Origin of the sequence: Anoxybacillus dikiliensis, from assembly GCF_050613275.1 — a bacterium.
Lineage (GTDB): Bacteria > Bacillota > Bacilli > Bacillales > Anoxybacillaceae > Anoxybacillus.
On the sequence record NZ_CP187112.1, the window covers coordinates 1,898,969 to 1,919,771 of the forward strand.

Below are 20,803 nucleotides of genomic sequence, written 5' to 3' on the forward strand. Positions count from 1 at the left end.
CACCTCCCTCAAACACTTGAAAAGCGGATGGGGAAATTCCCCATCCATAATATTGACATCGCTAATCTTTTTGATACCACACCGATAACACCTTCGACAAATCCGTCGCAACAAGGTTTAATAGTGAAATAACGCGCGAATATTCCATGCGAGTTGGTCCAAGAACAGCAATCGTGCCAAGCTTTTCTCCATCGACAGAATATGTCGCTGTAATTAAACTGCAGTTTTCCATTCCTTCTACATCGTTTTCCGTGCCGATTTTCACTTGAATGCCTTGTTGCTTATGCTTTCTTAACAAACGATAAAACTCTTTTTCTTGTTCAATGACATTCAGCAATGCGCGAAGCTTATCGATGTCGCTAAACTCCGGTTGACGGAGCATGTTCATTTTTCCGCTTAAAAACATTTGCGCAGGCGCGTTTAAATCTAAAGAAGACGAAATCATTCGCAACATGTGGTCGTAGCTTTGGATGTGTTCGCGAAGCACATGCGCAACCTCTGTTTGAATTTTATCTGTTAAATCTTCTAAAGGTACACCTGTCAACCGCTCGTTTAAAATGTTGACCATTTTTTCAACGTCCGATGGTGGAATGGACGACGGCAACGTCACAACATGTTTCTCTACATATCCTGTATCGGTCACGATAATGGCAACGGCTGTTTCGGCATTCAGCGGAACGATTTGAATCGTTTTTAATTTATGTTCTTTCACCGAAGGACCGAGAACAACGGTTGTATAGTTCGTCAAGTCCGATAAAATTTGCGCCGATTTTTCAATGAGCTTTTCTAATTCATATATTTGTTCATGGAAAATCGACTGAATCGTTTGTACATCTTTTTGTGTTAACTGGACAGGTGGCAATAAATGGTCAACGTAATAACGATATCCTTTTTGAGAAGGAACGCGACCAGAGGAAATATGCGTCTTTTCAATAAAACCTAGCTCCTCTAAGTCCGCCATCTCGTTCCGAATCGTCGCTGAACTAAACGTAATTTGCTCTTTTTTCGATAACGTTCGTGAACCAACAGGTTGCCCAGAACGAATAAAATCATCGACAATAATTTTTAAAATTAACAATTGGCGATCTGTTAGCAACGCTCATCACCTCTGTTAGCACTCTCATAGAGCGAGTGCTAAATCTACTATTAAGGTATCAAATTGCACTTGTCGTGTCAAGATGAAACACCAAGAAACGATTGAAATACTTCATTACCGAGCAATTTGCCGCGATGCGTAAGAACAATTGTTTCCTCCGTCTCTTCAAGCAATCCGTTTCGTTTTTGCAAGTCAATGGCTTCACCGAAAACGTCATGCACCGTTTTTCCATATCGCATGAAAAATTCATTTTTATTAACCCCTTCGATTTTTCGTAAACCAAGAAACATATGCTCTTCCATTCGCTCTTCTTTTGACACCACATGCGTATCTACATGTGGTAACTGCCCTTGCCCAATGAGCTGTATATATTTTTTTATTGGACCAGCGTTTACATATCTAACCCCGTTCATATAACTATGAGCACCTGCGCCAAATCCGTAGTAATAGTCGTTACTCCAATATGTCATATTATGGCGGCTATCAAACCCTTTTTGAGCATAATTACTTAGTTCATATTGTTTATATCCGTGTTGCTCCATCTGTTCCATAATGATTTCATACATATGCGCTTCTTCTTCTTGACTTGGCAACGGCAACGTCTGTCTTTTCATTAAGTTGTAAAATACTGTTTTTGGCTCAATAATAAGCGAGTAGGCAGACACATGTTGGATCGGCAGCGAAAACGTCACGCGCAACGTTTCGTTCAGATGGTCGATCGTTTGTGTCGGCAATCCGTACATTAAATCGATATTGATATTATGAAAGCCGAGCTTGTGCACGCGCTCAATCGTTTCGATCGCTGTTTCTTTCGTATGTGTACGCCCAATGCGTCGGAGCAGTTCACGATCGAACGTTTGCACACCAAAACTGAGGCGGTTCACTCCCCATTGCTTAAGCACGTATAACTGTTCATCGCTCACTTCATCCGGATTCGCTTCAACGGTAAACTCGACATCTGAAGCGAGCGAAACGATGCGGTGAATAGCATGCAATAATCGATCAAGCTGTCGGGCGGTCAATGATGTCGGCGTTCCTCCACCGATAAATACGGTTTGTAATTGCCGTGTCGGAACACGTTCAAACGTCCGTTCCATTTCGATGATTAACGCATCAATATAATCGTCGACCGGCTGTTGATGTAAAAATACTTTATTGAAATCACAATAATGACAAATGTGCGTACAAAACGGAATATGAATATATGCTGCTTGAATCACTCGTTTCACCCTTTTCTATATAAAAAACCGCAGAAACATTCTGCGGTTATTTTTGATCGTCCATCTTTAACACAGCCATAAACGCTTCTTGCGGCACTTCAACAGAGCCGACTTGTTTCATGCGCTTTTTCCCTTCTTTTTGCTTCTCAAGCAACTTTCGCTTACGGGAAATATCTCCACCGTAACATTTCGCCAATACGTTTTTACGCAGCGCTTTAATTGTTGAACGTGCAATAATTTTATTGCCGATGGCGGCTTGCACAGGTACTTCGAACTGTTGACGCGGAATTAAATCTTTTAACTTTTCCACGATTACTTTTCCACGATCGTACGCTGAGTCGCGATGGACAATAAACGATAAAGCGTCGACTTTTTCACCGTTTAATAAAATGTCCATTTTTACAAGTTTAGACGGCTTATAGCCAATTAACTCGTAGTCAAACGATGCGTATCCTTTCGTGCTCGATTTTAAAATGTCAAAGAAGTCGTATACGATTTCAGCAAGCGGCAATTCATATGTGAGCGTCACGCGTCGCTCGTCTAAATATTGCATATCACCAAAAATGCCGCGTTTCTTTTGACATAGTTCCATGACAGGACCGACGAAATCGTTCGGTACCATAATCGTCGCTCGCACGTACGGCTCTTCGACGCGGTCAATTTTTTGTGGATCTGGCATGTTTGATGGGTTATCGACCGCTAACTCTGTTCCGTCCGTTAAATATACTTTATAAATAACGCTTGGCGCTGTCGCAATAATATCAATGTTAAACTCGCGCTCTAAACGCTCTTGAATAATTTCCATATGCAAAAGACCTAAAAAGCCGCATCGGAAACCGAAACCGAGCGCTTGGGATGTCTCTGGTTCAAACTGCAACGCTGCATCGTTTAACTGAAGCTTTTCTAACGCCTCGCGCAAATCGTTATAACGTGCTGTATCGATTGGATACAAACCGCAAAACACCATCGGATTTAAACGACGATATCCTGGAAGCGGTTCAGCTGCTGGATTGTCGGCATGCGTAATCGTATCCCCGACGCGCGTATCGCTTACGTTTTTAATCGATGCGGTTAAATAGCCGACATCCCCAACGGTCAATTCATCGACGATTTTCGCTTTCGGCGTGAATACCCCGACTTCAACGACTTCAAATTCTTTTCCTGTCGCCATCATTTTAATTTTTTGGCCTGCTTTCACCGTTCCTTCGACAACGCGGATGTATGCAACAACGCCGCGATATGGGTCATAAAGCGAGTCAAAAATAAGCGCTTTAAGCGGGGCATCTGGATCTCCAGATGGAGCAGGAATTTTTTGAACGATTTGCTCTAAAATTTCATCAATTCCAATGCCGACTTTCGCCGATGCTAATACAGCTTCTGATGCGTCAAGACCGATCACATCTTCAATTTCTTGGCGAACACGCTCAGGGTCCGCACTCGGCAAGTCAATTTTATTAATGACCGGCAAAATTTCTAAATTGTTATCAATCGCTAAATATACGTTAGCAAGCGTTTGTGCTTCAATGCCTTGTGCCGCATCAACGACTAAAATCGCCCCTTCACACGCTGCTAAACTACGCGATACTTCGTACGTAAAGTCGACGTGACCAGGCGTATCAATTAAATGTAAAATGTAATCTTCCCCATCTTTCGCTTTGTAATGAAGCTGAACAGCATTTAATTTAATCGTAATGCCGCGCTCGCGCTCTAACTCCATCGAATCGAGCGCTTGTTCTTTCATCTCGCGTTCAGATAGCGCACCCGTCTTTTCAAGAATGCGGTCGGCAAGCGTAGATTTGCCGTGGTCGATATGTGCAATAATGGAAAAGTTGCGAATGCGATCCCTTCTTTTTAATCTTTCTTCACGATTCATCTATGTTCCACTCCTATAATTTCCGAAATACGCTAGCTTTGATTATAGCAACAACGTTTGCAATATTCAACGCAAAATAAAGAAAAGGCGGATCGTTATCCTGCCTTTTGCATAAACGAAAGCATATGTTCAACGAGCGAATGAACGAATGTCGCAAGTTTTTGGCCTGCCTTCGAAAACATGTTAAACGCCTCAATTTGTTGCAATTTTTCTTTTTTTTCTTCAATCGATTGCCCGAGCACGATCGTTTCATCTTTTGATACGTGTATGACTCGCTCAAGCGATGGATCGTTATACCCTTTCATTTTCCGCATCCCTTCATTCGCTTGCTGCATGCCGAGCAATACACCTACTAAAAAAATGACGGCGATGAGTAAACTTTGCATCGTAAATTTCACCATCTTACTCACCTACTTTTTTTCTGCCGGTTGAGTCGCATTTACTTTTTCTGCTTGCCAATAATATTCGCTAAATACATCCGCCACAGCGGATGCTGTCCGGTACAATTCTTGAAACGTATTATCAACTCCGCCAAACTCGATTAAAATCGCGTTCTCCGATAAATCTTGATTAAACTTTCCATTTGTCCCGACTCCTTTTTTCTCAAACGTTCCGCGACTTAACCCAGGATATTTTTTTTCAAGTAGCTCATGTAATTTCGTAACAAGCTGTAAGTTTTTTTCATATTTCGCATTTTCTCCACCGATAATAAACGACACTCTCGCATAGTCGACGCCGTTAATTGTTACGGTCGTATCGTTGCGACGCCGAGAATCACGATGAATGTCAATTAAATATTGAACGTCTCGATTGTTTGCCATCGCTTCAACAACCGTTTTACGCGACATGTCGTACGCTCGGTAATACGGCATGTCGTTTTTTAACAATTTACCTATAAAGTCGGTCGTATCAACAACTGTACCGATCCCACGCTTTTCCAATTCTTCTCCAAGTTTTTTTCCGACTTTCGTTACATTCACAGTTGGATGATGCGCAAAGTTTGGATTCGTCACCCCTTTTAACGCTGGCAAATACGATTCTTGTGTATGTGTATGATAAATATAAACAACTTTCTTTCCTCCTGTCGTTTGTGAAGGGGCGGGAGCAAGTGGCATTTCTTCCTCTTGAAGCTGCTCTTGTGCCGCCTCTCGCTCAGCAAGCAACACTTCTAAAGGAGGGGGCGACTCGTACGGAATGTTTGTAAAGTTTGTTCCTTCACCAGCTAAAATAATTTCGCTATCATACAGTGAAAAGCCGGGTAACTCCCGTCCTAACAAACTGCGCGGATCATGAAAATTCACGCTTGTTGTCATTTGAAAAAAATATGTAGAATAAGGCAGTTGCTGTTTTTCTTTTGGTAGCATTTCACGAAAATACACATTTTCAAATGAAAGTACATATACAAGCGACTCCGTCGAAAAACGATTCGTCATTTCATGAACAGAAGAAGAGGAAAGGCGATATGTTGACGTCGCTGTCATTGTCGCGACAACTGTTATCGTACTAATAAACGTAAACAAAATGAATATAATCCACTTTTTTATACTTGTTCCGTGAACGGTCACCATCATTTTCTTCACTTCACCCTTTCAAAGCTTGTCTACTCTATCAATATGACAATGCTTTGAAAGATAGAACGAAAAACTAATGCGTATATGCCCCGACGTTTTCTTGATCAATGCGATGATGTAGGGCAGCGTTCAACCCGCCTGCTAATATGTTTGCCATTTCCTCAATAAATACATCGACCTCTTTTGGCGTAACCATTAAATTATGACCGATCGGGGCAAGCACTTCGTAAATTAACCTCCGTTTTTCTTCTTCATTAAGCATGCCGACCATCCCTAAAAAAGTAGAACGATCCGATTCGCTCGGCAAATCTTCTTCCGTCAACTTTTTTTTCTTTCCGAATACGAGACTCGCCGGGGCAAGAGCACGGGCAGGTTGATTTCCTTCTTTCATCTCGCGACCGAGATGTTTTAACAATAAGTCAATCGTGTCGCTTGCAATCGATACCGCATCGACAACAGTCGGTACACCAATCGCAATAACAGGAATACCTAACGTTTGTTTGCTAAGTTCTTTTCGTTTATTTCCTACCCCTGATCCCGGATGAATACCGGTATCTGAAATTTGAATAGTGGCGTTTACTCGTTCAATTGAACGCGCTGCTAACGCATCAATGGCAATAATAAAATCCGGTTGAATTTTTTCAACGATGCCCGCAATGACGTCGCTCGTTTCAATGCCTGTCATCCCCATGACCCCTGGAGCGAGCGCACTGACCGAGCGAAATCCGTCTTGAACGCTCTCTGGTTGCAGTTGAAATAAATGGCGCGTCACGACTAAATTCGATACAGCTAACGGACCGAGCGCATCAGGGGTTACTTCTGCATTCCCTAACCCAACGACAAGACAACTTGCTTCTTTCGAAATGCCAAGCTGCTGTAAAAAGGCATGAAAATGTTTCGCGAATAATTTTTCCACTTTTTGCTGCAAATCGGTATCTTGTGTTCGAATGCCTTGTGCCTCAATTGTCAAATATTTCCCAACTTTCTTCCCTAACGTTTTTGCACCTTCCTCTGTTACTTCGACAAACGAAAAATGAATGCCATCTTCTTCCCAATCGCGAATGAATACCCCTTCTAGTGACGTTTGTTTTTCGTTTTGCAATCGTTCTTCAATGGCTATTTCGTGTGCCTCAATGGCTAAATCCGTTCGTACGCTATACGGTCGTAAATCAATCATACGGTCTCCTCCATGTATTTTTTATCATTTGTTTTATCCATTTTCCTCCTTTTTCATACAATCGCACTTTTCCGGCTTTGCCCTATTGCATAATTAAGAGCAGTTTGGTAGAATATCACTTGTTCTTATTGTTCATCGAACTGTCGCGTATTGAACGTATATATTTGCGATCGGTTAACGGAGGTGAAAAAAATGGCAAACATTAAATCTGCAATTAAACGTGCAAAAACAAGCGAAAAGCGCCGCGCTCATAACGCAGCTATGAAATCAGCAATGCGCACAGCAATCAAAAAGTTTGAAGCGCTTGTTGAATTAAAAGATGTGGAAAAAGCAAAAGAAGCTTTCGCATTTGCAACGAAAAAAATTGACAAAGCAGCTAGCAAAGGCTTAATCCACAAAAATGCTGCAAATCGCTATAAATCACGTTTAGCGAAAAAATTAAACAGCATTACAGCATAACGAAAAAACAGCTTGTCATACGCGGCAAGCTGTTTTTTTCATTATGGGAGGGGATGTATATGTTTCATTGGGTGAAACAACAGTTAAAAACGATTTCGCTATTTTCCCAACTATCTGATGAAGAATTAGAAACGATCGTACATATCGCGACCGTCCGGACGTATAAACCGAAAATGCTTGCGTTTCTGCAAGGCGACCCGCTTGATCGCGTCTTTTTTATCGCTCGTGGGACAGTAAAAATTTACAAAACAGATGTAAGCGGAAAAGAACAAATTGTATCTATTTTACAAGAGGGAGATATGTTTCCACATACCGGCTTTTTCCGGCGTGGCACGTATCCTGCACATGCGGAAATGATGGACGAAACAACACTCATTGTCATTCCGATTGAGCAATTTGAACAAACACTCATTTGTTATCCACAGCTATGTATCAAGCTGTTTCGCATCATGGGCGAAAAAATTATCGAATTGCAAACACGTTTAGAAGAGCTAGCCTTTCACAATACAGCTGAACAATTGGCCCGGCTTTTCATTCGGTTAGCAACAACAAACGGCGTATATATGAACGGTCGTTATCGTCTAAAAACATTGCTCACAACGCGAGAATTAGCCAATATGATTGGCGCCGCGCGCGAAACGGTCAGCCGTGTACTAAGCCAACTCAAACAGGAAGGGATCGTCACAACAGATGGCGATGGCTACTATATGATCGATGTCGATGCGTTACAACAAAAGCGGTAGATAAAATCTCTACCGCTGCAACTTTAAGAAAAACAACTGCAATAACAACTGTTTATCCATTGCGCTACTTTTTAGCGCATAGTCGGTTTCTGCTAAATCGTATAAAATGCTCATGAGCTGTTGTTCTGAAAACCCCGTCGCATAACCAGCCGCCACTTTTACACGGAACGGATGGACACCTAACATCGAGGCGATTTGTTGTTGACCGTACCCTGTTTTCATCAGTTCCTTTACTTCATAAATAAGCCGAAATTGACTTGCTAATAGAGCAACAAGCTTAATTGGTTCTTCATTTTGGCGCAACAAATCTTGAAGCGTCTGCAACGCAGCAGGGATGTTTTGCTTGGCCATTTGTTCAACGAGAGTAAATACATTTTGTTCTAGCGTGCGCGACACAAGCAATCGAACATCGCTTGCTGTAATAGAGCGGTGCGAAGCGAAAAGCATCAGCTTTTCAATTTCGTTCGCTAATGTCGCTAAATCTGTGCCTGCTAATGTAAGTAACACATCGATCGCATCATCGTCGATTTGACATTGTCCTTTTACCCATTGCTTTAATTCTTTTTCATTGAGCGGCTTGGCAACGATGACGTTCGCCTTCTTTAATAACGCTTTCGTCACTTTTTTACGCTCGTCCAACTTTTCATACGCTCCGACAAAAATGACGCTTGAAAACGGCGCTGGTCGCTCGATGTAAGCTTCTAGCCGCTTGACGTCGTGCTCGACCTTATCTTTCCCTTTTTCCGCCGTTAAAAAATACGGTTGCTTCACAATGACGATTTTTCGCTCACCGAAAAACGGAAGCGTCTCCGCATCTTCAAGCGCCACTTCAATCGGTGTTTCTTCGCAATCGTATGTACTAACATTCCATTCACGTTCTTCATCTGACAACGCCCGGCGAACAATTTGTTCATACGCTTGTTTCATTAAAAAATGCTCCGTGCCATATATGACATATAGTTGTTCCATGTTCTCTTCCCCATTCTTCAGCCGTTTTCTTTAAAGAACATACAACGTTTCGGAGCATTTTACAAGGGAGTTAGCAGATGAAAATCGCCAACTCCCATTTATTTAAACGTTGGAAAACAAGCCCTAGGAACTCATTTGTCCAACGGGTATCCTTATCTTTTCCGATCTCGCACGAACTATTTGTGACAACTGTTGTCAACGATGTAGATTTTCTCTCTTTTTTCCCTTATACTAATGGTGAGAAAATAGGAGGGATGGTCATGAACGAATTTGAAAAAAACGTTCAATGTACGCGCAACGATGCCGTTGACTCGGCTGTTGGCTTCATCGTATCATTCGGCTTTTTTGCCACTATGTTCATTATTGCTACACTTGTTAAATTTTTTGGTGCATAATGAACACCCGAAAGAGATTGCACGCTGCAGTCTCTTTTTTCTTTCATTTTATGGGGAAAACGTTTGAATGGTGCTTATCCGTTTCGAAAAACGAATGACGATGGCACCATGTTCATCCGTACGAAACGTACGAACGTGATAGTCGCGCAAACGCTCGAGCACTTCACGATGCGGATGTCCGTACCGATTGCGACGTCCGACTGAAATAAGCGCCACTTTCGGACGAATATGTTGTAAAAATAGCTCAGATGTCGATGTTTTACTTCCGTGATGCCCGACTTTTAACATGTCAACGGGCAATGAGCGGTACATCGTGATGAGTTGTTGTTCTCCTTTTTCTTCTAAATCACCTGTAAATAGCCAGTATGCTCCTCCCATAAACGCGTACAGCACAATCGAACCGTCATTTGTCGTCTCTTCATTTCCAAACGGAGAAAGAATGTAAAATTGCGCGTTCCCAACCGTCCAACGATCGCCGCTTTTCACCATTTGGACATGCGTCCCTTTATTGATCGCATGTTCTATGACCGTTTGCAGCAAATCATTTTTGTGCATACCGACAAACAGTTTTCGCACACGGACAGCATTTAATACATCGCTTGCATCCCCGATATGATCGAAATCACCGTGTGTCACAATGAGCGCATCAAGTGTCCGAACCCCCTTTGCTTTCAAAAACGGAACGATGACATCTTCTCCGACACGAAACGATTGCTTCCTTTTTCTCCACGGCTCATCGCCAAATGACATCGTTCCGCCCGTATCAATCATATAAATGGCTTTTCGATACGGCAATTCGATATATATACTATCTCCTTGTCCAACATCTAACATGACGACTTCGCCGCTCGGACGAAAAAACGGCCAAACGAAATGAACGATGATCACAAAAAGAAACGAAAAACGAAAGATGATTTGTTTATACTCAAACGAAAGAAAAAAGAGAGCAATCGAGAAGATATAAGCGATCAACAACCACGTTGGCGGGCGACCGAGGGTGAGCAAAAACGTATGTGCTAATGAAATAACAAGCTTGTTTGCATGTTCAATCACAAATGTCAATACATATGTGATCATCGGGCTAACAAACGGCACAAAGAAGTGGATTAACCACGCCAGAAATGAGAGCGGCAAAATGACAAAAGAATAAAGCGGAACAAACATGATGTTTAATGGGATCGATAAAACGGAAAATTCATAAAAATGGTAAAGCAAAATCGGCAATGCCCCTATTTGTGCAATAAACGATGTCATAAACAACTGACGAATTATTGAACGTTCGTTTTGAATAAACGAAGAACAAATAATTAACGCAAAACAAACGAGAAAAGATAATTGAAAACCGAGATGAAATATCATATATGGGTTTTTTAGTAGTAAAAGAAGACAAGCGACGCTTAATGCATCAAGCGTGCGAAGACGAGAGGAAAAGAGAAGAAAACAACTTGTCATAATTGCTGCGCGCATTACTGACGGAGCGGCCCCTGATAAAATGACGTATAAAGGAATAAAACATAATAAAATCAAGGTTGCTCGTTCTCGGGTGATCCCGAAACGAATGAATAAATAAAAACAACCACCAACAAGCAATGTCATATGCAAACCTGAAATCGCTAGCAAATGGATAAGCCCTAACTTTTGATAGCCCGCAAGAACGGTTGGCTCTATATCGCTTCGTTCACCGTAAATTAGCGCCTGCATAAACGCGCCCACGTCATGAGGAAAATGGCTTTGAATGTAGCGAATGCCATGCTGTCGAATTAGTTGTAATCGTTCCATCCATGTCACGTGTGTGCGCATGCACCGTTCAAGCGAAGTAGGGCGAACGATCCAATGGATGCGATGATAAAACAAATATTGGCGATAATTGAACGCATACGGGTTCGTCGGCAAAGAGGGACGCTCAAGCGCTCCTTTCACCAAACAGGCTGTACCGATTTGAAGCGCATCCCATTCATATTTTTCTTCTTCCGTACGAAGTCGATAAATAAGCTGTAAACGCTCTTGTTTCCATTGTACAACCGTTTTTATTCGATCCCCATCGATATAAATCGGAGCAACAAATCGCACGAACAACGCTGTTTCATGTCCTGAAAGCGTCGTCACGTTATGACGATCGATCGAATGGCTCCATAACAGAAAAAACAAATATGCGCTAGCACAAACGAAAAAGAACGTTCGCTTCCGCCAAAACAAAAACAAATGATACGCAACCGAGAGCACAAAGCAAACAACGGATTTTGTCAATATAGACAGGACGGCCAAAACGGCCGCCATCGCTACATAAACGATACATCATCTCCCCTTCGCATGTAAAAATGTCGGAATACATTCCACATCAAAAGGAACGTGTTGAACCGTTACCCCTGCTTGTTCAAACAATTGCAAAGCAAACGGATGATTTTTATAGTCGTTCGCATAATAAACAGCCTTGATCCCGCTTTGAATAATCGCTTTACAACATTGTAAACAAGGAAAATGGGTGACGTATATTTCCGCCCCTTCTGTTGGCACACCAAACTTTGCGCATTGTAAAATGGCGTTCATTTCCGCATGAATCGTACGCACACAATGGTTGTCAATGACATAACATCCTTCGTCTATACAATGTGCTCCGCCTGCGATCGAGCCGTTATATCCTCCTGCAATGATACGTTTATCGCGCACGATCGTTGCGCCGACCGCCAACCTTGTGCACGTACTACGTAACGCTAATAAATGGCTTTGCGCCATAAAATATTGATCCCATGTAATTCGGTTCATATCGCTTCTCCCCCCTTGTCCATTATGCCTTTAGTTTATCGTCAATTTTAGCGGACGACAATTTGTTGTTTTATTTTTTCAAGCGATTTTTGCCCAATTCCGCTCACATTCAACAAATCTTCCGCTTTTTGAAATGGTCCGTGCTCCTCGCGATATGCAATAATGGCAGCGGCTTTCGCAGGCCCGATGCCTTGTAACGTTTGTAGTTGCTCTGCTGTCGCTGTATTAATGTTTACTTTCCCGTTTGATCCGTCTGTCGTATGCGTGTCCGCTAATTCGCTTATTTCTTCTCCTTTTTTCGGCACGTAAATGACCATTTCATCACGCACTTTCATCGCCAAATTCACTTTCGTTTCATCCGCTTCTTCTGTTAATCCTCCTGCCATTTCAATCACATCTCGAATACGGCTTGTCGGTGCGACTTCGTATACTCCGGCTCGCTTGACCGCTCCTTTCACATCAATGAAAACAGACGTTTCCTCTTCTTGTTTCTCCGCTTGTTGTTCTACTTGTTGTTCATTTTGTTCTAACGACAACGGTTGTATTGTCGTTTCTTCCCGTTGCGTCACCCAAATGATCGTTCCAACAACAAGCGCCCCAATATATATCCAACGCTCATACGTTTTTATCCACTTCATACGTTCACCCTTTCATAAAACGTGTCATCGTCGCATACATATGACATATAGTGGTGACGGATAAGGGGGGAGTACCGTTGAATATAGGGTTTATCGGAACAGGAAACATGGGAACGATTTTAATTGAATCGTTTATTAACGGAAATGCTGTAAAACAAGAACAACTATTTATTACGAATCGGACGCTTGAAAAAGCGTACAGTATACAACAACGTTATCCAAACGTTCATGTCATACAAACGAACGAAGAAGTAGCCAAACATGCAACGATTATTTTCATTTGCACAAAGCCGTTACATATGCCTGCTGTTTTAAAGCAACTACGTCCACATTTAACAGATGATCATTGCATCGTATCGATTACGAGCCCGGTCTCGGTTCAACAGCTCGAATCGCTCGTGCCATGTCACGTCATTCGCGTCATTCCAAGCATCACAAACCGCGCGCTTGCAGGGAGCTCTTTAATTACCGTCAGCGAACGCTGTGCAGATGCATATCGGACAACGGTTGAACAGCTGTTTCGCTCCATTTCTCGTCCAATATACATAGACGAGCCTATTACGCGCATCGCTTCTGATTTAACGAGCTGCGGTCCTGCCTTTTTTAGCTACTTAATTCAAAAATTTATCGATGCAGCTGTGCAGCAGACGTCCATTACAAAAGAACAAGCAACGATGTTAGCAACAGAAATGATGATCGGACTAGGCGCCTTGCTTGAAAAACAATTGTATACGTTGCCGACATTGCAGGAGAAAGTGTGCGTCAAAGGTGGCATTACAGGGGCTGGCATTGACGTGTTAGAAAAAGAAGTCGGAGACTTGTTCGCTCATGTTTTTCAAAAAACACATGAAAAATTTGACGAAGAAAAAGAAAAGGTGCGCCAACAGATTGATTATGTTCGCGATTAATTGAAAAAATCCTGCTAAATAAAACGTCCCAAAAGCAAACACTTTTGGGACGTTATTTTTGCGCAATGAAAAAAATGCGCTCACTTTCATTTGTCGGCTGTTGTTCTGTAAAATCCGCCCATACGTGCAGCAAGCGAAACCCTGCTTGTTTTAGCCATGTGGCATATCGATCTACATCGTGCGTGCGCTGCACATGCATTTCATCAACTCGCTCATATACCCCTTCGTCTAATCGGACAAAAAACGTCAATTCATGTTCGACGCTATGCGGCCACGAGCCCGGATAACAGTTCCATATATAGCTCACTTCATCATCATTGCTCGCAAACGTCCCATGTTGTAAAAAGACGTTTTCCATTTTAAATAAAGAATGCACGTCAAATAAAAACAATCCACCTGACTTCAATTGATCATATACGCGCGAAAACGTAGCGACCACATCTTCTTCTTGCAATAAATAATTGAGTGAATCGCAAAAAATGACGATCGTATCAAACGGCTCAAACGGACCAAAGTCACGCATATCCTGCTGAAAAAACGAAAGGCCGACCCCGCGTTCTTGTGCTTTCATTTGCGCAATCGCCAACATTTGTTCCGATAAATCAACACCTGTCACGTCAAATCCTTTTTCAGCTAAACGAAGGGCAAGCTCTCCTGTGCCGCATCCGAGATCAAGAATTCGCTTTCCTGTCTCGTAAGATGACACCGCTCGTTCGACGAGCGCACACCATTGATCATATGGGGCATCGCTCATTAATTGATCATACCAACTCGCAAACCGTTCGTACGTCATGCCCCAAGATCACTCTCAATTTGTTCAAGCGGCGCATCGCCCCATAACCGTTCGAGGTTATAATATTCGCGGTCTTCTTTATGAAACACGTGGACGACGACATCCCCTAAATCAACTAAAATCCAACGCGCTTCGTCAAATCCTTCCACACGTTTGACTACAACATCATGTTCTTCCGCTTTTTCTTTAATTTCACGCGCAATCGCCTGCACTTGTTTATCTGAATTGCCATGACAAATCATAAAATAATCGGCAACAAGCGAAATGCCTTTCATATTTAATGCTACAATGTTTTCTGCCTTTTTCTCATCTGCTGCTTTGACTGCGATGCGTAAAACATCTCGTTCTGTCACGATGAAACCCCCTTTAATTTTTTTGCTATATCATTATACGTATGAAACGTATCTGGGTAAATGGGCTCGCGTTTGTCCATTAAAAATTGAATCGTATTTTGAAGCGCACGGAAAAGCGCATGATCCAAATGTTCTCGCGCTAGCGCTCGCACTTCATCAACGCCTGGAAACGAACGATTCGGCTCAATATAATCAGCGATATACACAATTTTTTCAAGCAACGTCATATTCGGTCGCCCCGATGTATGATAACGAATCGCCTGCAAAATTTCTTCATCTTGAATGCCCACTTCCGTTTGTACTAAATATGCCCCAACAGGTGCATGCCATAATTCCGGACTATATGCTAATAAGTCTTGTGGCATTTGTTGTTCTACAATGATGCGCTTCATTTCTTCTTTCGTACGGAATTTCGCATAGTCGTGAAAAATAGCAGCTAATTCCGCCTTTTGAACATCAGCTCCGTATAATTTCGCTAGCTCAATAGCTGTTTCCATCACGCCTACCGTATGAACGTACCGCTGTTCTTTTAATTGCTTACGCACGATGGCTAGCGCCTCTTCACGTTTCATACAACCGATTCTCCTTTATATATAATTGAACCGCTTCTGGCAACAAATACGTCACGCTTTTTCCGGCTTGAATGCGTTCGCGAATGAGCGAAGAAGAAACCGCAAACGTCGGCACGTCCACTTCTATGATCGGATACGGTGTACAAAGCGAATAACCCGGACGTTTCACACCGACAAATTGCACGAGCTGAACGAGTTCGTCAATGCGATACCAATGCGGCAAATATTCGACCATATCTCCGCCAACAATGAAGTAAAATGTCGTACGCGGATGTCTTTTTTTTAACAAAACGAGCGTGTCGTACGTATACGATCGCTCTTTCCGTTCTAATTCAATCGTTTCAACGCGAAAGTGTGGTTGATTGGCAATCGCCATACGCAACATATTGACACGATGCACATGATCGGTCACCTGTTTATCTTTATGCGGCGGAATGTAGTTTGGCATAAACCATATTTCATCGAGCTTTAATTCCGTTCGTACATCATCTGCAATCAATAAATGCCCATAATGAGGCGGATCAAACGTCCCACCTAAAATGCCTACTTTTTTCACTTCGTCTCTCCTACGTTGGCAATACAATTTGTTTATGTTTGCGTGACTCTTTATATAACACGATCGTATGGCCGATCAGTTGGACGATCTCCGCCCCTGCGCCCTTCGCTAATTGCTCAGCAACAACTTCCTTTTCTTCTTCGCAATTTTTTAATACGCTCACTTTAATCAGCTCTCTCGCTTCAAGCGCATCGGCAATTTGTTTAATCATATTGTCGTTCACGCCGCCTTTTCCGACTTGAAAAATCGGCGTTAAATGATGAGCTAAAGAACGTAAAAATCGCTTTTGTTTTCCTGTTAACATGTTTTTCCTCCTAACTGTTGTATAACAACTTGTTCCATTCGTTTTGTATCCGGAAAGATCCCTGTCCATTTTTCAAACGCTAGTGCACCTTGGTAGACGAACATGCCGACGCCGTTTTGCACGCGCGCTCCCTTCTCTTTTGCCTCATGCAACCATTTTGTCATCAGCGGATTATAAATAATATCGCTGACGATCGTCCCTTTTTTTAACGTTTGAAGGGAAATAGGCATTGCATCGACATGTGGATACATGCCGACAGACGTTGTATTAATAATAATATCATACTCTCCTACGCGTTCCTCTGCTTCCTCAAGCGAGTAAACAGAAGATGTTTGTTTTGCAATAAACGTCTCCGCCTTTCCTGCGGTACGATTACATACATCCACGGCAGACACACGATGTTTCAAAAGAGTAAAATAAATGCCGCGCGCCGCTCCGCCTGCACCAACAAGCAAAATGCGCGCACCTGATAAGTCGATGTTCATTTGCTCACATAACGCTCGGACAAACCCTTCACCATCTGTATTATAACCAATCCATTTCCCATTTTCATTGACGACTGTATTGACTGCACCCATTTGTTTTGCCGTTTCATCAAGTTCATCCATATACGCCATCACCGCTGTTTTATGTGGAATCGTCACATTAAACCCTGCACATTGTAACGCTTTTAACCCTTGCACCGCCTCTTTTAACAGGTGAGGTTCAACATGAAACGCATGATAATGCGCAGCAATACGTAACGATTGAAACGCATCATTATGCATAAGCGGTGATAAGGAATGATGAACAGGACAACCAATTAGGCCAAATAACTTCACGTTCCTCTCCCCCTCTTCTGTTAAATGAGCGATCTGCGCAACATGACACCGACACCTTTTGGCGCATACGCAACGACATGAGCGCCAGGTTCATGACATGTCACCCAACCGAGACCTGAAAAAACAATATCTGTTTTCGGTTCTTTTAATGTGAAATGATGGGCAACAAGGGGTGGCAATTGCTCGCAATAGCTTTTGCGCGGCGGCTGCAACAATTCACCGAGATGTTTCTCATACAAGTCATCCGCATGGTCGCGCTTCGTTCGATGAATAAATAATTCATTTGACATATAACATACAAATGGACGTCTTCCACCGCTTACATAATCTAACCGAGCGAGCCCTCCGAAAAATAACGTTTGTTGTTCATTTAATTGATACACTTTCGGTTTAATTTCCTTCTTTGGCGTAATGACTTTTAAATCTTTTTTATCGACGAAATGCGCCATTTGATGATGGTTAATAATTCCCGGCGTATCATAAAGAGCCGAACCGTCATCAAGCGGTATTTCAATCATATCAAGCGTTGTTCCCGGAAAATACGATGTCGTAATGACATTTCCTTTTCCTGTTGCTTCTTTAATGATCCGATTAATAAACGTTGATTTTCCAACGTTCGTACAACCGACGACATATACGTCTTTTCCGTTGCGATATTCATCAATCGCTGCCATCACTTCTTTCATTCCATATCCTTTATTGGCGCTCACTAAAAAGACGTCGCGCGGCTGCAAACCGAGTTCGCGGGCGGATTGTTTCATCCATCGCGTTACTTTGTTATGTTTTACTGATTTTGGCAATAAATCAACTTTGTTGCCGACAAGAAGTACATCTTTTTTCCCGACAAATCGGTGTAGTCCCGGTAGCCAGCTGCCGTTAAAATCAAAAATATCGACGATTTTCACAACTAATCCGTCCGCTTGTCCGATGCCGTGCAAAATGTTTAAAAAGTCGTCATCCGTTAACGACACGTCCTGCACTTCGTTGTAATGTTTTAATCGAAAACAGCGTTGGCAAATGATTGGATCTTTCTCTAGCGCTGAAGGAGGCGCATACCCGATTTTCGTTTCATCTTCCGTTTGAATCGTTACTCCACATCCAATGCAAATCATTTGTTCACTCATCTTTATCACTCCCAATGAATCATACCTTTTTTTCGCATCATATTTAAAATTTTTCGTTCAATGTTTCGATTAATTCGAGTAAAAAAACCGTCTGTTTGCGCAACAGGAACGACTAAAATCGTATGTAATCCGAGCCGATTGCCACCAAATACATCGGTGAGAAGTTGATCGCCAATGACAACAACTTCTTCTTTTTTCAATTTCATGTCGCGTAACGCTTGTTGAAACGCCCGCGTCAACGGCTTGCGCGCTTCGAAAATAAACGGGATGCCAAGCGGCTTAGCGAATGCTTCGACTCGCTTTTTATTGTTATTGGATACGACAGTGACTTGAATGCCGCTTTGTTTCATTTGTTCAAACCACCGAACAACGTCAGGCGTCGCAAGTGGACGATCCCATTCAATTAACGTGTTATCTAAATCTGTAATAATTCCTTTTATTCCTTTTTGTTTTAAATGTTCTGGAGTAATTTCAAAAATACTTTTCGCATGTTCGTTCGGCAGAAAATATTTTAACATACGTCCTCATTCCTTCTCTCTTTTTTACATAAATAAACAAATTGTAAAATTTTTCGACAAAATCCGACGTTTTTCTCATCATGTGGATAACTTTATACACATGATCCACATTCATTTTTCAACATTTCTTCATCGTTATAAACAACGAATCCACAACTTATCCACCGATACATGTGGATAATTAGAACAATTGTTCTTATTTTTGATTTATGGTAAAGTGAAGATAAACCTACCATTATATGTATACATTCTTCCATGTATACCGAGGAGGCGAAAAAAATGAAATGTTTGCCTGACGACTTGTTAATTGAGTCATACTACAAAGCAAAAGAATTACAATTAAGCAAAGAATTTATCCAACTCATTGAACGTGAAATTTTCCGTCGCCATCTGGACCATAAAATTAAACAATCTTCGTGATGAGCCCTTAGTCACTGGCTCTTTTTCTTTTGCACAAAAAAGCCGAGACGTTGTCCCATTTTTACTTCAAGTGGCGGAATAATTTGTTCATCTAGCGTAAAGGCACCTTTTTCAAACAATAACACAACGGTTGAACCGAACGAAAAATAGCCGATTTCTTCCCCTTTTCTCACATAGTCATGTTCATGTGTTAATTCAATGCTGTTGACAAACATCGCCCCGACTTTCACAATGGCTGTATGCATACCATTTGTACACAGTTCAGTAATTCTTCTGTAATTTTTAGAAAGTGGATCTTTGCCATACTTTAATCCGAGGCGGTTGACAGGGTATGACTTGCCGCCGAGCGTCCATTGCTTCACAACTTCCCCACATATTGGGCTATGAATGCGATGATAATGGCTTGGACTTAAATACAAAATAATAAACGTTCCATGCAAATACTTTTCAGCTATATGGTCATCACCGAGCATTTCAAGAATGGAATACGTTTTTCCTTTGACGATTATTTCTTTCTTGTCCGTAATGATGCCGACATCTTCGATCACCGCATCGACAGGGCTTACGACACTATCTGGATGTTCGTCAATCGGACGAAGCCCTTCTTTTAAAGAGCGAACGAACAATTGTTGAAGCGTTTCATATTCGTGCAACTTTTTTTCCATTTCTTCTTCATTGACTTTATATACTTTCGCATAAGATGGAATAACGAAGCGACTCCATTTTGAGCGCGTAAACGAAGCGAGCCACTTCGATGTGAAAGGATGATTTGTCAATTCAATGAATAGGCGATATAGCCATTTAACCAACGATTTTCCCTCCTAAAGTAAAGAATATCCTTTACTAGTTTGCTTATTATCAATAAAATATTAGTAACCGAGTGATATTTTTGGCAAGTGGGTCGGCACGATTTTAATAAAGGAGTGAACGTGTATGTTTTTATCTGATTATATTGATCATACCATCAAAAAACTTAAAGCGCATACGGCAAACGTATTGACGTTGACAAACTTAAGCTTAGGTGGCTTTGCCATTTTATTTGCGGTGAAAGGCCAGCTAAACGTATCTGTATTGTTTATTTTTTTGGCGGCACTTGCCGATCGTTTCGACGGAACAGTCGCTCGGAAAATGAACATTGAATCTGATTTAGGAAAGCAATTGGACTCAATGAGTGATATTATATCATTTGGAGTAGCGCCTGCACTATTACTTTATCAAGGATTATTGCACGAATTTGGCGCACCCGGCTCATTTTTTACGATTTTTTATATCGGTTGTGGCGCTTTTCGCCTAGCACGATTTAACATTACGGAAAGCAACGGATATTTTACCGGCTTGCCAATCACAGCAGCAGGCTGCTTATTGACGCTTAGTTATTTAACGATTCACTATTTTCCACCTTACGTTTTTATTTTTATTATTTTTACGCTTTCACTTTTAATGGTCGGTTCATTCCGATTAAAGAAAATGTAACCCTTGAAGTTTCCAACTTCAAGGGTTTTTTCGTACAAATTTCCCTTTTCAAACATT

Annotated in this window: 25 protein-coding genes; 6 read left to right on the forward strand and 19 right to left on the reverse strand. The window is 41.9% G+C overall.

Translation table 11 applies throughout. The features are described 5' to 3' along the window. Window positions 1–61 precede the first annotated feature (61 nt). The 6 genes from hrcA to gpr form a co-directional block, all read right to left on the reverse strand. Window positions 62–1,096 carry a heat-inducible transcriptional repressor HrcA gene (gene hrcA / locus ACPF7I_RS10090; RefSeq protein WP_085788219.1) on the reverse strand — a complete coding sequence of 345 codons (1,035 nt, stop codon included), beginning with the start codon at window positions 1,094–1,096 and terminating at the stop codon, window positions 62–64. Window positions 1,097–1,173: 77 nt separating this feature from the next. Beyond that, a complete protein-coding gene (gene hemW, locus ACPF7I_RS10095; protein WP_430743452.1) occupies window positions 1,174–2,316 on the reverse strand; it encodes a radical SAM family heme chaperone HemW in 1,143 nt (380 codons plus the stop codon). A 46-nt stretch (window positions 2,317–2,362) separates the two neighbouring features. Next, window positions 2,363–4,189 carry a translation elongation factor 4 gene (lepA, locus tag ACPF7I_RS10100; protein WP_430743450.1) on the reverse strand — a complete coding sequence of 609 codons (1,827 nt, stop codon included), beginning with the start codon at window positions 4,187–4,189 and terminating at the stop codon, window positions 2,363–2,365. Between the two features lie 95 nt (window positions 4,190–4,284). Then, the gene (locus ACPF7I_RS10105) at window positions 4,285–4,590 is read right to left on the reverse strand and encodes a YqxA family protein (RefSeq protein WP_430743448.1); all 306 of its coding nucleotides are present in this window, start codon (window positions 4,588–4,590) and stop codon (window positions 4,285–4,287) included. A gap of 9 nt (window positions 4,591–4,599) precedes the next feature. After that, a complete protein-coding gene (gene spoIIP, locus ACPF7I_RS10110; protein WP_430743446.1) occupies window positions 4,600–5,769 on the reverse strand; it encodes a stage II sporulation protein P in 1,170 nt (389 codons plus the stop codon). Window positions 5,770–5,833: 64 nt separating this feature from the next. Continuing rightward, window positions 5,834–6,937, reverse strand: coding sequence for a GPR endopeptidase (gene gpr / locus ACPF7I_RS10115; RefSeq protein ID WP_430743445.1), 1,104 nt, complete (start codon window positions 6,935–6,937; stop codon window positions 5,834–5,836). Between the two features lie 192 nt (window positions 6,938–7,129). Between gpr and rpsT the strand changes: the two genes are divergently transcribed. Continuing rightward, window positions 7,130–7,396 (forward strand): 30S ribosomal protein S20, encoded by a 267-nt coding sequence (gene rpsT / locus ACPF7I_RS10120; RefSeq protein ID WP_021095125.1) that lies wholly within the window; start codon window positions 7,130–7,132, stop codon window positions 7,394–7,396. A 59-nt stretch (window positions 7,397–7,455) separates the two neighbouring features. Further along, the gene (locus tag ACPF7I_RS10125) at window positions 7,456–8,139 is read left to right on the forward strand and encodes a Crp/Fnr family transcriptional regulator (RefSeq protein ID WP_430743442.1); all 684 of its coding nucleotides are present in this window, start codon (window positions 7,456–7,458) and stop codon (window positions 8,137–8,139) included. A gap of 9 nt (window positions 8,140–8,148) precedes the next feature. Here ACPF7I_RS10125 and holA read toward each other — a convergent pair whose 3' ends face one another. Beyond that, a complete protein-coding gene (gene holA / locus ACPF7I_RS10130; RefSeq protein ID WP_430743441.1) occupies window positions 8,149–9,108 on the reverse strand; it encodes a DNA polymerase III subunit delta in 960 nt (319 codons plus the stop codon). Between the two features lie 260 nt (window positions 9,109–9,368). Here holA and ACPF7I_RS10135 point away from each other — a divergent pair, with 260 nt between their 5' ends. After that, on the forward strand, window positions 9,369–9,503 hold the full coding sequence (locus ACPF7I_RS10135; RefSeq protein WP_003393868.1) for a YqzM family protein: 135 nt from the start codon (window positions 9,369–9,371) through the stop codon (window positions 9,501–9,503). 48 nt (window positions 9,504–9,551) lie between these two features. On the opposite strand, the gene ACPF7I_RS10140 is transcribed toward ACPF7I_RS10135, so the two are convergent. From ACPF7I_RS10140 to ACPF7I_RS10150, 3 genes are read right to left on the reverse strand one after another with little or no spacing between them, the layout of a single operon-like run. Continuing rightward, on the reverse strand, window positions 9,552–11,780 hold the full coding sequence (locus ACPF7I_RS10140) for a DNA internalization-related competence protein ComEC/Rec2 (protein WP_430743439.1): 2,229 nt from the start codon (window positions 11,778–11,780) through the stop codon (window positions 9,552–9,554). Between the two features lie 18 nt (window positions 11,781–11,798). After that, a complete protein-coding gene (locus ACPF7I_RS10145) occupies window positions 11,799–12,266 on the reverse strand; it encodes a ComE operon protein 2 (RefSeq protein ID WP_430743437.1) in 468 nt (155 codons plus the stop codon). A gap of 47 nt (window positions 12,267–12,313) precedes the next feature. Beyond that, window positions 12,314–12,904, reverse strand: coding sequence for a helix-hairpin-helix domain-containing protein (locus ACPF7I_RS10150; protein WP_430743435.1), 591 nt, complete (start codon window positions 12,902–12,904; stop codon window positions 12,314–12,316). Window positions 12,905–12,981: 77 nt separating this feature from the next. Between ACPF7I_RS10150 and comER the strand changes: the two genes are divergently transcribed. Beyond that, window positions 12,982–13,812, forward strand: a complete 831-nt coding sequence (gene comER, locus ACPF7I_RS10155; protein WP_430743433.1) for a late competence protein ComER — start codon at window positions 12,982–12,984, stop codon at window positions 13,810–13,812. 52 nt (window positions 13,813–13,864) lie between these two features. Here the strand turns inward: comER and ACPF7I_RS10160 are convergent, their stop codons facing one another. Genes ACPF7I_RS10160 through ACPF7I_RS10195 form a run of 8 tightly spaced genes read right to left on the reverse strand, consistent with a single transcriptional unit; the run spans window position 13,865 to window position 18,853 of the window. After that, complete coding sequence (locus ACPF7I_RS10160; RefSeq protein WP_430743431.1) at window positions 13,865–14,605, reverse strand: class I SAM-dependent DNA methyltransferase; 741 nt, start codon at window positions 14,603–14,605, stop codon at window positions 13,865–13,867. Next, the gene (gene rsfS, locus ACPF7I_RS10165) at window positions 14,602–14,958 is read right to left on the reverse strand and encodes a ribosome silencing factor (RefSeq protein WP_430743429.1); all 357 of its coding nucleotides are present in this window, start codon (window positions 14,956–14,958) and stop codon (window positions 14,602–14,604) included. Before rsfS ends, ACPF7I_RS10160 begins: the two co-directional genes overlap by 4 nt. After that, on the reverse strand, window positions 14,955–15,530 hold the full coding sequence (yqeK, locus tag ACPF7I_RS10170) for a bis(5'-nucleosyl)-tetraphosphatase (symmetrical) YqeK (protein ID WP_009374066.1): 576 nt from the start codon (window positions 15,528–15,530) through the stop codon (window positions 14,955–14,957). Before yqeK ends, rsfS begins: the two co-directional genes overlap by 4 nt. Then, window positions 15,520–16,086 (reverse strand): nicotinate-nucleotide adenylyltransferase, encoded by a 567-nt coding sequence (locus ACPF7I_RS10175; protein ID WP_430743426.1) that lies wholly within the window; start codon window positions 16,084–16,086, stop codon window positions 15,520–15,522. Before ACPF7I_RS10175 ends, yqeK begins: the two co-directional genes overlap by 11 nt. A gap of 10 nt (window positions 16,087–16,096) precedes the next feature. Further along, complete coding sequence (yhbY, locus tag ACPF7I_RS10180) at window positions 16,097–16,390, reverse strand: ribosome assembly RNA-binding protein YhbY (protein WP_430743424.1); 294 nt, start codon at window positions 16,388–16,390, stop codon at window positions 16,097–16,099. Further along, complete coding sequence (gene aroE, locus ACPF7I_RS10185; RefSeq protein ID WP_430743423.1) at window positions 16,384–17,211, reverse strand: shikimate dehydrogenase; 828 nt, start codon at window positions 17,209–17,211, stop codon at window positions 16,384–16,386. Before aroE ends, yhbY begins: the two co-directional genes overlap by 7 nt. Before the next feature lie 20 nt (window positions 17,212–17,231). Further along, window positions 17,232–18,335 carry a ribosome biogenesis GTPase YqeH gene (yqeH, locus tag ACPF7I_RS10190; RefSeq protein ID WP_430743421.1) on the reverse strand — a complete coding sequence of 368 codons (1,104 nt, stop codon included), beginning with the start codon at window positions 18,333–18,335 and terminating at the stop codon, window positions 17,232–17,234. 5 nt (window positions 18,336–18,340) lie between these two features. After that, window positions 18,341–18,853 (reverse strand): YqeG family HAD IIIA-type phosphatase, encoded by a 513-nt coding sequence (locus ACPF7I_RS10195; RefSeq protein ID WP_009374074.1) that lies wholly within the window; start codon window positions 18,851–18,853, stop codon window positions 18,341–18,343. A 279-nt stretch (window positions 18,854–19,132) separates the two neighbouring features. On the opposite strand from ACPF7I_RS10195, the gene ACPF7I_RS10200 reads away from it, so the two are divergent. Next, on the forward strand, window positions 19,133–19,273 hold the full coding sequence (locus tag ACPF7I_RS10200; RefSeq protein WP_021095140.1) for a sporulation histidine kinase inhibitor Sda: 141 nt from the start codon (window positions 19,133–19,135) through the stop codon (window positions 19,271–19,273). An 11-nt stretch (window positions 19,274–19,284) separates the two neighbouring features. Here ACPF7I_RS10200 and ACPF7I_RS10205 read toward each other — a convergent pair whose 3' ends face one another. After that, window positions 19,285–20,082 carry a phosphatidylserine decarboxylase gene (locus ACPF7I_RS10205; RefSeq protein WP_430743419.1) on the reverse strand — a complete coding sequence of 266 codons (798 nt, stop codon included), beginning with the start codon at window positions 20,080–20,082 and terminating at the stop codon, window positions 19,285–19,287. Window positions 20,083–20,206: 124 nt separating this feature from the next. Here ACPF7I_RS10205 and pssA point away from each other — a divergent pair, with 124 nt between their 5' ends. Continuing rightward, a complete protein-coding gene (gene pssA / locus ACPF7I_RS10210; RefSeq protein ID WP_009374081.1) occupies window positions 20,207–20,746 on the forward strand; it encodes a CDP-diacylglycerol--serine O-phosphatidyltransferase in 540 nt (179 codons plus the stop codon). Window positions 20,747–20,803 lie beyond the last annotated feature (57 nt).